The sequence below is a fragment of the Streptomyces sp. NPDC007095 genome (assembly GCF_040634475.1).
GTDB lineage: Bacteria > Actinomycetota > Actinomycetes > Streptomycetales > Streptomycetaceae > Streptomyces.
Genome location: NZ_JBEYFS010000109.1, coordinates 26,079 through 38,073, shown reverse-complemented (window position 1 = coordinate 38,073; position 11,995 = coordinate 26,079). Strand labels below are relative to the sequence as shown.

Below are 11,995 nucleotides of genomic sequence, written 5' to 3'. Positions count from 1 at the left end.
TTTTTTCCTTGGGGCGCCCCCCCCCCACCGGGGGGGGGCGGGGGCCCCGCCCGGCGCCGGGGTGGGCCCCCCGGGGGGGGGGGGGTGGTGTGGCCCCCCCCCCCCCCCTCCCCGTTCTCGGCTCGGTGATCAGCTGGTCATGGACCGGGCTGCGCCGTACACGTCGAAGACGGCGAGGGCCAGCGGAATCAGGGTGAGCAGTACGAAGCCTTCGGCGATTTCCAGGAAGCGGCCCCAGAACGGGGTGAGGCCGCCGCGCGGCAGGATCAGGCCGAGTGCGGTGACCAGCGCTGCCGCCGCCGCGATCGCCGCGACGAGCCAGATCGTGCGGATGTCGAGGTCCGCGCGGTCGCCGGTGAGGGCGTCGCGCATCAGAGCGTGCGGCGGGTTGAGTGCCAGGCCGAGGCCGAGCAGGACGAGGGCGCCGAGACCTGCGGCCAGGACGGGCGCGACCTGGGTGGTGTAGCGGAAGAGGTGGGCGCGCATCAGCATGGCGACGCCGGTGGCGAAGGCGAGCAGCTGCCCCCAGACGTTGTCGGAGAAGCCGAGCACCGCCGAGGCGCCGGCGGCCAGCAGCGCGCAGCCGCCCACGAGCCCGACGAGGAGTTCGTGGCCGCGGCGGGCCTGCGCCTCGATGCGTTCGGCGTCGACCGGCTCCGGCGGGGCGGGATCGGCACCGTACGCGCTGCGCGGAGCGGCGTTCGGCGGGTCGAAGCCGATCGGCAGGCGGGCAAAGCGCATGGACATGCCCGGCAGGAAGGCCAGCGCTCCCACGGCGACGGGCGCGCACAGCGCGGCGATCTCGGTGGGCGTCCAGTGCACGAGCAGTGCCACGAACACCGCGACCAGGGCGATGGCAGAGGCGAACACGAAGGCGACGAAGGGGCCGTCCCCGCGCGGCGAGCACAGGGTGAGGACCACCGAGGCCACCAGCACCGCGGCGCAGGCGAGCAGGAACTGCAGTTTGCCGATGCCCTCGCCGCCCGCCAGTGACAGCAGCCCGGAGCCCGCCACACCCACGTTCGAGAGCGCGCCGAGTCCCAGCGCGACGGCGGAGGCCCGGTCGTCATAGATCCGTGCACGGATCGCGGCAAGGACGACGAGGAGTACACCGGTGACGCCCGCGAGGATGCCGGGCAGGCTGTGCATGTCGTGGCGCGGATCGGCGGTCCAGGCGACGAAGGCGAGCAGCGTCGGCAGGACACCGCCGCCGACGAGCCCCGCGGCGCGCGTCAGGTCACCGCTCCACAGGGTGCGTTCACGGGTGACCGCGGATGCGACCGCCTCTGAAACGTCGTCGAAGACGGCGGGGGGCAGCGACTCGGAGAAGGGGCGCAGGGTGAGGAGTTCGCCGTCGAGAATCCGCTGCGCGGCGAAGGAGCGCGAGCTGTCGAGGACAGCGCCGTCGCGGCGTACGAGGTGGTAACCGACCGGAGCGCCCTGGGCGGGACTCTGCTGGGAGAGCCTGAGGATCTCCGGATAGATGTCGGCGACCGGGATGTCGTCGGGCAGCGCCACGTCGATCCGGCTGTCGGGCGCGACGATGGTGACGCGGCAGAAGCCGAGGCCCGTGCCCGCCCCGTGAGGGGCTCCGGGTCCCGGCCCTCCGGCTCCGGTGGTTGTCGCGGAGGCCGTCATGCTCACCTGCTGCTCCCCCTCAATGATGGTCCTGCGTCTGGGATCTCGGTCATGCTCTTGCGTCTGCGTCGTTCCGCGGCCGCGACGGCGCCGCGACTGCGGTGGTTCTGGGGCCGCGGTGTGAAGGTCCTGCGCCTCTTTGTCCGGACCACTCGGCCAACGGTGCGGCAAGGCGGCGGAAAGAGGTCCGTGCGGCGGGCCGTTGGGTTCCGCACACCACCACATCGCACGGAATGCCCTGTTTTTCCAGCCCTGTTCGCGTGTGCTCAGGCGAACATCCGGCACCCTACCGCCCACCCGTCTCCCATGAAGTCAGTAGTAAGTCAGTAGGATCACGCGGCGGCCTGCGTCCGCCTGACACGGGGCGGCGGGCGGAAGACCCTGGGGCCGGCAAGGGAATTGGTGAGCAGTGAGCCAAATCATCGTCAAGCGTCCACCTCGGGCGCTGCCGTCCGAAGTGCCCACGGAAGAGGTCGTCCTGCAGCCGCCGCCGGAGCTTCCGCGCGGGCATCAGGAAAGCGTCCTCATGCAGCTGCTGCCGACGCTCGGCATGGGCGGCTCGGTGGTCTTCTTCTTCACGAACGGGCAGCCGTTCATGAAGATCATGGGCATGGTGATGATCGCGTCGACGGTGGCCATGTCCATCGCGATGGTGGTCCGCTTCCGTCGCGGCTCCCAGGGCCAGCTCGCGGACATGCGCCGCGACTATCTGAGCTATCTGTCGCAGACCCGACGCACGGCCCTGGACACGGGGAAGGCGCAGCGCGACGCCCAGTACTACCTGCACCCCTCCCCCGAGCAGCTGTGGGCGCTGGTCGCCGAGGGCAGCCGGGTGTGGGAACGGCGGCCGGGGGACGAGGACTTCGCCCAGGTGCGCATCGGCCTCGGTCCGCAGTCGCTGGCCACCCCGCTGGTCTCCCCCGAGACAGGTCCGGTCGAACAGCTGGAGCCGCTGACCGCAGGCGCGATGCAGCGTTTCGTGGCCACCCACGGCGTCCTGGACGCGCTGCCGATGGCGGTCTCGCTGCGCGCCTTCTACCACGTCACGGTCAGTGGTGAACCGCAGTCCGTGCGTGCCTCGGCGCGCGCTTTGACAGGTTCCCTGGCCTCGCTGCACTCGCCCGAGGACCTGACCATCGTGGTCGCGGCCGGGCGTGAGGAGCTCTCGCACTGGGAGTGGGCCAAGTGGCTGCCGCACGTGCAGCTCTCCGACGCGGTGGACGGCGCGGGCAGCCGCCGGCTGATCGGCAGTGACGCGCGCGAGCTGGAACAGCTGCTGGCCACCCGGCTGACAGGGCGCCCGCGCTTCCATCCGAACGCCGCTCCGCTTCCGGACGAACCGCACATCGTCGTCGTACTGGATGGCCTGTCGCTGCCGCCGGACTCGGTCCTGGCCACCCCCGAGGGACTGCAGGGGGTGACGGTCGTCGAGGTCGTCCCCGGCGACTTGTCCGGAGCCCGCGGTGACCTCTCCATCGTCGTACAGCCGCACGCGCTGCATCTGGAATCCGGGCACGGCATCGTCTACGAGGGCACACCGGACGCCCTCTCGTACGAGTCCGCCGAGGCGCTGGCGCGGCAGCTCGCGCCGCTGCGCGTGGCCTCGGGCGGAGACGACGACGAACCGCTGCTCGCCAACCTGGAGTTCACGGATCTGCTGAACCTCGGAGACGCGGCCTCGGTGGACACCAAGCGCACCTGGCGGGCGCGTTCGCTCGCCGAACGGCTGCGCGTGCCGATCGGTGTCGGCGAGGACGGGCGGCCCGTGATGCTGGACCTCAAGGAGGCCGCGCAGGAGGGCATGGGCCCGCACGGGCTGTGCGTGGGCGCGACGGGTTCGGGCAAGTCCGAGCTGCTGCGCACGCTGGTGCTGGGTCTGGCAGTGACGCACTCGTCGGAGACGCTGAACTTCGTCCTCGCGGACTTCAAGGGTGGTGCCACCTTTGCCGGGATGGCGCAGATGCCCCACGTGGCAGCCGTGATCACCAACCTGGCGGACGACCTGACGCTGGTCGACCGCATGGGCGACTCCATCCGCGGTGAGCTCAACCGCCGCCAGGAGATGCTGCGCGACGCGGGCAACTACGCGAACATCCACGACTACGAGAAGGCGCGGGCGGCCGGGGCGCCGCTCCAGCCGATCCCGTCCCTCGTCCTGGTGATCGACGAGTTCAGTGAGCTGCTGACCGCCAAGCCGGACTTCATCGAGATGTTCGTGCAGATCGGCCGCATCGGCCGTTCGCTGGGCGTGCATCTGCTGCTGGCCTCGCAGCGCTTGGAGGAGGGCCGACTGCGCGGTCTGGAGACGTACCTCTCGTACCGGATCGGCCTGCGGACGTTCTCCGCCGCCGAGTCGCGTGCGGCACTGGGCGTCCCCGACGCGTACGAACTGCCGAACGTGCCCGGTTCCGGCTTCCTGAAGTTCGGCACCGACGAGATGGTGCGTTTCAAGGCGGCGTACGTCTCCGGGGTGTACCGCACGGGTCCGACCCGGTCCTCGCTCGGCGGCGCGCTGCCGGTGGACCGGCGGCCGGTGCTGTTCACCGCGGCGGAGGTGCCGGTGCGGTACGTCGCCGTGCCCCAGCAACGCGAGGAGACACCGGAGACGGACGACGCCCTGGCCGACACCGTGCTCGACGTGATCGTGCGCCGTCTGGAGGCACAGGGACCGGCGGCCCATCAGGTGTGGCTGCCGCCGCTGGACAGCCCGCCGTCACTGGACGGACTGCTCCCGGGACTGGCCGCGGTGCAGGGGCGCGGGCTCACCCAGCCCGGCTACGAGGGGGCAGGACGGCTCGTCGTACCCGTCGGTCTCGTCGACAAGCCGTACGAGCAGCGTCGCGACCCGCTGTGGGTCGACTTCTCGGGCGCGGCCGGCCACATGCAGATCGTCGGCGGCCCGCAGTCCGGCAAGTCGACGCTGCTGCGCAGCCTGATCGCCTCCTTCGCCCTCACCCACACCCCTCACGAGGTGCAGTTCTACGGCCTCGACTTCGGCGGTGGCGGCATGGCGGCCGTGGCCGGACTGCCGCACGTCGGCGGGGTGGCCTCACGCCTCGACCCGGAGAAGGTGCGGCGTACGGTCGCCGAGGTGTACGGCGTCATGACGCGCCGCGAGGAGTACTTCCGCTCCTCCGGCATCTCTTCGATCGCCGAGTTCCGCACGAAGCGGGCGCGCGGCCAGATCTCCGTGACCGACCAGCCGTGGGGTGACGTCTTCCTGGTCATCGACGGCTGGGGCAACTTCCGTGCGGACTACGAGGCCGTGGAGAGCGTCGTCCTGGACATCGCCGCACGGGGCCTCGGCTACGGCATCCACCTCGTCCTGACCGCGTCCAGGTCGATGGAGGTCCGGGCGAACCTCAAGGACCACCTGATGAACCGCCTGGAGCTGCGCCTCGGCGACACGATGGACTCCGAGCTGGACCGCAAGGTGGCGGTGAACGTCCCCACGGGCGTGCCCGGCCGCGGCCAGGCGCCGGGGAAGCTGCACTTCATGGGCGCCGTTCCGCGCATCGACGGTCTGACGTCGGACACGGACCTCGCCGACGCGACGGCGGCACTGGCGACGGAGGTGTCCCGCCACTGGCAGGCGCCCGGCGCCCCCGAAGTCCGGCTGCTCCCGCGCGAGTTCCCGGCGCAGCAACTGCCTCCGGGCGACCACTCCCCGCAGCGCGGCGTGGCCTTCGCGCTCGACGAGGACAACCTCGAACCCGTCTTCGTCGACTTCGAGCAGGACCCGTTCTTCCTCGTCTTCGGAGAGAGCGAGTCGGGCAAGTCGAACCTGCTGCGCCTGCTGATCAAGCAGCTGACCGAGCGGTACTCGGGCGACGACTGCAAGCTGTTCGTGGTCGACAACCGGCGCTCACTGCTGGACGTCACACCGTCCACGCACCTCGCCGAGTACATCCCCATGTCCAACGCCATGGACCACCACATGAGCGCGCTGGCGGAGCTGATGCAACGCCGGACACCCACGGCGGACGTGACCGCACAGCAGCTACGGGAGCGGAGCTGGTGGCGCGGCCCGACGGTGTACGTCGTGGTCGACGACTACGACCTCGTGTCCACGTCGAGCGGGAACCCGCTGGGCGGTCTGACAGAACTGCTTCCGTTCGCACGGGATGTGGGCGTGCGGTTCATCATCGCCCGGTCGAGTGCCGGCGCGGGGCGCGCTGCGTACGAGCCGTTCATGCAGCGGATGAGGGAGCTGGGCGCGCAGGGTGTGGTGCTCGCCGGCGACCCGGGCGAGGGCGACGTCCTGGGCGGAGTGCGGCCTCGGGCGATGCCTGCGGGGCGGGGCGTCTTTGTCTCTCGTAGGCGGGGAAAGCCGTTGGTTCAGACCGGGTTGATGAGTGTGGAGTACTGATGAAGTACCCGCGAAAGTCTTCGCACTCGACAGCTCTGAGGCGACACATCTGTTCCATTGGTACGTTGAAGTAGCCCGGCGGCCGTCGGTCCGACGGCCGCGTTCACGGGAAGCAACGGGGAGGATCAGGACGTGGCTTGGGACGAATGGGAGCAGCTGAAGAACCAGGCAGCGCAGAAACGATCCGCGCACATGCAACTCAATCAGCTGCCGGCCGACGGTGGCGGTGGCGGTGGCAGCACCCCGCAGGGTGATCTGACCGTTGACCAAAAGGATCTCGCCGCGATCGGTGACCGGGCCTTCAAGCTGTGGGAAGACTTGGGCCGTTATGGGCGTGACGCCTGGTCCAGCAGCCAGACGGCGGCGTCGGATCTCAAGACCCAGGGCTTCAAACTGGGTGGGGCAGTCGACCGCGTGCAGAGCCGCTGGGAAGAACAACTGACGTCGCTCCTCGACGCATGTGCCCATATCTCCAACCATATGGACTTCACGAAGAAGGCCCATCAGGGCGACGAGTACTACATCGGCGGCCAGATCAGCAGCATCTCCACGCTCGACAAGGGCTTCGACGGGGGGAAGGGTCACTGATGGATCTGGATACGCTCCGTTTTGGGAACTTCGCGTCGCTCGGTACTGCCATAGCCGACTGGACTCGGGTTGTGGGGAACCTGGAGACCCTTGAGAAGAACGCCCGCGAAGGACTCAAAGGCCTGGCGGACAAAGCCAATTGGGCGGGCGTGAACGCCACTGTTTCACGCGAGTTCATCACCAAGACGGCGGGCGAGTTCACTGACGCCCACACCGAGGCCAGCACCATCCGTAACATCCTCAAGGACACCCACGAGGAGCTCGTCAGCTATCACGAACAGCTCAACGAGGCGATATCACGCGGGCTCAAGAAGAACCTGACAGTGATGGACACCGGCAACGGCTCCTTCACCGTCACCATGAACATCCATCCCGATCGCGCGGCCAAGGGAACCACGGTCCCTGATCACAGCGAACAGGATGTGACCGAGCTGCGCGATGACGTCCAGCGCATTCTCGGCAGAGCCACGCACAGCGACGAGACCGCGTCCGAGGCGCTTCGCGCAATCGTCGAGCAGGCCGAGTACGGGTTCTCCGGCGCCTCGTACGGCGACAGGGATTCGGCGACCAAGGCCCTGGAGGACGCCGAGAAGTACGCGAACCTCATCAAGAACAAGGGAGATTCAATGTCTCCCCAGGAATTTGATGAACTCAACCGGAATCTCGCCGGCTACAAGAACGACCCCCTCTTTCAGGAGAGGTTCGCCACCACCCTCGGCCCGAAAGGGACATTGGATTTCTGGGCCGACCTCTCCGATCCCTCGGACGGCGGCGATCTGCAGCGGGCACGCCTCGATCAGCTCGGCGAATTCCAAAAGAATCTCAGTCTCACTCTCGCAGGAGCGACACAGTCGGATTCCCCTGCAATGCGGCACTGGGAGGACGACATGGTCCAGCTGGGTGACGATCGCATCCAGACCCGTGGAACACAGGTCTACGGTTTCCAGCTGATGAGCAACCTTATGCGAGTCGGGGATTACAATGACGCGTTCTTGAACAAGTACGGCGACGCCCTGGTGTCAACCGAGAAGAAGATGAAGCTGCCGGACCACTACTGGAACGGTGGCGTGGGCGGACCTCCCATGCCCAAGATGAACTTCATGGGCGACGAGTTCGGCCGGGATCCGATGACCGGATTCATGACAGCTCTCTCGAACAGCCCCGACGCCGCTACCGACTTCTTCAACAGGACCGAGCCCCAGGACAACGCTGAATGGGTCCTCAAGGATCGCCCCACATTCGACGACACCCCCCTGAACAGCCACGATGGAAACCAGTCGCGTGACGCGACAGGGAATGCCCTCGTCGCCGCGGCCACGGGCGTCAACCCCAACGACCCCCACGCCGTTCCCGTGGAGCACACGGCCGGGAACCGGCACGTCCTCGATCGCTCACTGAAGATCATCTCGGGTGTGGGCGACGACTTCGCTCCCGAGATGCGTGATGACATGGCCAAAGTGCTGGTGAACTACGGCGACGAGGTCAATCACACCGCAAGTTCCCTCGCAGACGATCACAGCGACCCAAGACAGCTCGATCGACATCAGCTGTTGGAAGTGACGAAGCAGGTGTCACGTGATCAGAACGCCTACGGAATACTCAACGACGGCCTGAACCAGGAGATGGTGCGCGACATCTACGCGGACCATCCGAGCGATCCGAAGGAAACGCTGCTCCGGGCAGGACACACCGTCGGCTTTCTCGAAGAAGCCCGCTATCAGGCCTTGAAGACAGACAAGCACGACCCTTCATGGGATGCCAAGTGGCTGTATCACGGCTTCGGTGGTGCCGTGAACTTCATCCCGGTTGTCGGTGATGCCGCGCAGCGAGGCGTCGACGCCCTTGCCTACCAATGGCAATTGGACGAGCAAGCGCGCATCAACGAGGAGACGGCCCGGCAGAACGGCGAAGTCTTCACCGCACGGGAGAACCAGCTGCAGAAACTCGCCGACCTGTGGATGGACGCCAACCCGAACCACGACAACAACAACAGATACACGATCACATCCGAGATCAACGGCGCCGCCTTCGACGGCAATGGCCGTGCTCAGGGACTGGCAGGCGATCAGTGAACAAGGGTACTTCTCTGCTTCCGGGTCGGCTCGCGGTGCATACGGGAGGATCGCGGCGCCGTACGCGAAGTGCCGCTGCCGCTGTGACCGTAGGCCTTCTGGCGGTGACGGCTTGTTCGGGATCTCGCGACTACGCGGTCCCGGACAAGGCATGCGGTGTGACCGTCGATTCCGACTCGCTGTCTCCCCTCCTGCCGAACGGGAAGAAACTCACCCAAAAGTCATACGACGCCGGCCCGGAGAGTCCACGTTGCCGTCTGCTGGTGGACCAGAAGCTGGTCGTCTATCTCTCGGGAGATGTCGTTGCCGGCGACACCGATCCCATCAAGGTCCAGGATCAGGCACTCGCACGCCTTGGGAATCCCGCCGCTGCCGACATCGGCGACGAGGCCGTGATCGCCGACCGCGGAGCGATGGCGGTCGCCAGCTGCACCTACAAGGGAAAGCAGCAGAAGTTCGCCGTACTGATCCAGCTTCAGAAGAACGTTCCCCAGAAGGCTTCGGAGCGGCGCAATGCCCTGCGCTCCTTCCTCCGCTCTTATTTCCCGAAGGCCATGGAGAAGCAGGGGTGCCAGTAGCACAGCGCTATGCGGCGCCGAGCCCCCCACGGCTGACGTCACCGCACAGGAGCTGCGGGCGGGCGGCTGGTGGCGAGGTCCGACGGTGTACGTCGTCCACGACGACTACGGCCTGGTGTCCACGTCGAGCGGGAACCCCCTGGGCGGCCTTACCGAGCTTCCACCGTTAGCACGGGCACAGGTCAGGAAGGCGCCGCCGCACCATGGCCGGGTGCAGGCCGACGACGTCAAGACTCAGGCCGCGCCACCGAGGCAAACGGCATGAGCGCGAGCGCACCGTCAGCTTCTGAGCCCGCCAGACACGATGGCAAAGACGAACGGATCGGAGGTACCGGACAGTTCGAGTGCCTGACCCGGGGGCCGACCAGACCTCCTCTCCGTCGTCCGCGTACACCGTGTTCACCTGGGTGTCACTGCAGGTCACGGTAATTCGCCCTGGCCAAAGGACCCATCTCGGTGTCCGTGAGCGCCCGCGGGTGCCGCTGTGGGCGTCAGCGATAACGGATGACGTGCAGACCACGGATTCCGACCTGGTCGAACGCCACGGCAGAATCCGTGGAACCGTCGACCAGCATCACGCCCTGCGCCGTGTGTACCGCGTTCAGCAGCCGGCCGACGGACTCCCGGCCGCGCGCGTCGACTCGACGGACCCAGATCACGGCTCGGGCTTCGACCGGGAAACCCGAGAGTTCGTCCATCACCGTTGCCCAGTCCGCGTGTTCGGTCGCGGAGAGCACGGGCCCCAGGCCGGACAGCGTGGGTTCGAACCATGCCGCGTAACCGGGAGGCGGCGAGACGGGGAATCCCGCGGATCCGGGAGTCTCGCCGGCATCCCAGCGTTGCAGCCAGGTCCATGGGTCTGAGTTGGGAAGGCCGAACGGAGCAGCAGCTTCCCTGGGTACGACCAGCGCGGCGTCGAGCATGGCGTCCTGCCGGCGTCCGTCGCGCAGATAGCGTTTTGTGTTGCACGCGAAGACCCAGCCTCGCCGGATCTCGTCCTGCGGTGCGGGATCGACCAGTTCGACTTCTCCGTGATATGCCTGGTCCAGCCAGAGCTGCGCCTTGCGGAGCGCGGACGGGTAGTCGTATGCCTCCGCTTCCCAGGGCCAGCGCGGGGGGTGTGCCCGAGGCACGGCTCGCATGAGGACCAACTCGCGCAGCGCGGACGGGTCGAGCTTCGCCAGACCCCCTACCTGGGCGTCCAGGAACACGACCTGGCCCTTGTGGTTGTGCGCGTACAGCAGATTGCCGGTCGCCTCGGCGCCGCCCAGTTCCCGGCGGACCCAGACCAGACCTCGGGTGTCCGGGCCCGGTTCGGCCACCGCCCTGATCACCGAGTCCCAGTCGCTCACTGCCACCTGCTCGAAGGCCGTGAAGTAGCGCCGCGTGAGCCTGGCCCACCAGCCGGGGGCCTCGTCGGACGGCTGCCAGGGCAACGGCGTCGACTGAGCGCCGTCAATGGCGGAGTGCACGGTCACCACGCAACCGCGCGCGTTGATCCTGCGGGCCTGGTCGGCGACCCTCGCGGCCGCTTTCTGCTGGCCGGCCGGGTCCAGGTCCGCGAGGGGATCGCTGGCCGACGGGTGGAACAGCGAACTCCCGTCCTTCGGGACCACAACCGAGGCCGCCAGCATGGGCGTGGCGGGGTAGCCCGGTTGGTTCAGGGTGCGGCAGGCGAACATCCAGGCGGTGGGGGTCTCGTGCACCGGATGGGGGACGGACAGTTCGACGAGGCCGCGGTAGGTGTGGGCCAGCCAGGCCGCGGCCCGCTGGTCGGGGCGGTCCATGTCAGTAGCCCCCGGAGCGTCGGTCGGCGCTCGGCCAGTCGCCCGCCTCGCGTCGGCGCATGTACTCCGCCACTGGAAGTGCGGTCGGCGGCCAATGTGCCGCCTCACCATGGTGTGGCACGACGACGACGGAGGTGAACGGCGCATCCACGGGATTCCCTGTCTCGAGGTGCTCCTTCCAGTCGAACCGAATGGCCCAGCCGAAACCGTATTCCTCGCACTTGTCCGGGAGCATGACCAGGGAAGCCACCTTGTCCGGATACATCGCCTTGACAAATTCGGCGGCCAATTCGACTGCTTCGGACTTGCTCAACATTTACTTGACTCCGTCGCGATATGGAATATGGCCGATCGACGACACATTCTTTTCGAGTACTCCCAGGGTCCCGGACTGGCCGTCGAGGAAAACCACACCGTGTGGGGTGTTCACCGCGTTGAACACATGCGCCGAACCATCGGAGCGGCTGATGTACATGACGCTCCTCGAACCCTCGCCCCTGGCCTGCAGGTCGCGAATGATGTCATCGTAGCTCTTGACCATGTCGTAGTGGCCCTTGGGCCTGTCCTTGAGCCCGAGCGCCTCCGGCGACACGTGATCGGGACTCTGCTTCGGGGCCGCGCTGGCCTGTTCGCCGTCCAGGTTCCTGTTCACGGCATCCACATTGTGACTGCAGTTCTGGGTGTAGCCGGGATGTCCCGTGTTATTGACGTCCTTGAGCCAGGGAAACTGATCGTCGGTGAATTCCTGGGCGAGTTTCGGATCCACCGAGTCGGCATGGATCGCCTTCTCGGAAACATGGTCCGTGCTGCGGGCGAGGTTGCTCCAGTCCTTCGGCGCAGCGGCGAGTTCGTCGCCGTACTTCAGCCCGTTGGCGGCCATGTTCGCCGCACCGGTCTCCACCCCCTCCCTGACCGCGGTCCGCAGGCCGCCCACCGCCAGCCCCGCGCCGTCGGTGCCGATGA

8 protein-coding genes are annotated in these 11,995 nt (G+C 67.6%); 4 read left to right on the top strand and 4 right to left on the bottom strand.

The genetic code is table 11. From position 1 onward, the window contains the following. Positions 1-129 precede the first annotated feature (129 nt). The gene (gene eccD / locus ABZ656_RS31780; protein ID WP_101401006.1) at positions 130-1,644 is read right to left on the bottom strand and encodes a type VII secretion integral membrane protein EccD; all 1,515 of its coding nucleotides are present in this window, start codon (positions 1,642-1,644) and stop codon (positions 130-132) included. A gap of 403 nt (positions 1,645-2,047) precedes the next feature. Between eccD and eccCa the strand changes: the two genes are divergently transcribed. The 4 genes from eccCa to ABZ656_RS31760 all read left to right on the top strand — a co-directional run bounded on the left by eccCa (position 2,048) and on the right by ABZ656_RS31760 (position 9,245). Beyond that, entirely contained in the window at positions 2,048-6,007 is a 3,960-nt protein-coding gene (gene eccCa, locus ABZ656_RS31775; protein WP_360272300.1) for a type VII secretion protein EccCa, read from the top strand. Between the two features lie 132 nt (positions 6,008-6,139). Then, a complete protein-coding gene (locus tag ABZ656_RS31770) occupies positions 6,140-6,595 on the top strand; it encodes a hypothetical protein (RefSeq protein WP_101401004.1) in 456 nt (151 codons plus the stop codon). After that, a complete protein-coding gene (locus ABZ656_RS31765; RefSeq protein ID WP_360272297.1) occupies positions 6,595-8,667 on the top strand; it encodes a DUF6571 family protein in 2,073 nt (690 codons plus the stop codon). Before ABZ656_RS31770 ends, ABZ656_RS31765 begins: the two co-directional genes overlap by 1 nt. A 158-nt stretch (positions 8,668-8,825) precedes the next feature. Further along, a complete protein-coding gene (locus ABZ656_RS31760; protein WP_360272294.1) occupies positions 8,826-9,245 on the top strand; it encodes a hypothetical protein in 420 nt (139 codons plus the stop codon). A gap of 491 nt (positions 9,246-9,736) precedes the next feature. Here the strand turns inward: ABZ656_RS31760 and ABZ656_RS31755 are convergent, their stop codons facing one another. The 3 genes from ABZ656_RS31755 to ABZ656_RS31745 are packed head-to-tail and all read right to left on the bottom strand — an operon-like array spanning position 9,737 to position 11,912. After that, entirely contained in the window at positions 9,737-11,032 is a 1,296-nt protein-coding gene (locus ABZ656_RS31755) for a YrhB domain-containing protein (protein ID WP_360272291.1), read from the bottom strand. A 1-nt stretch (position 11,033) separates the two neighbouring features. Next, complete coding sequence (locus tag ABZ656_RS31750) at positions 11,034-11,348, bottom strand: YrhB domain-containing protein (RefSeq protein ID WP_360272289.1); 315 nt, start codon at positions 11,346-11,348, stop codon at positions 11,034-11,036. Beyond that, positions 11,349-11,912 (bottom strand): toxin glutamine deamidase domain-containing protein, encoded by a 564-nt coding sequence (locus ABZ656_RS31745; protein WP_360272309.1) that lies wholly within the window; start codon positions 11,910-11,912, stop codon positions 11,349-11,351. Between the last annotated feature and the right edge of the window lie 83 nt (positions 11,913-11,995).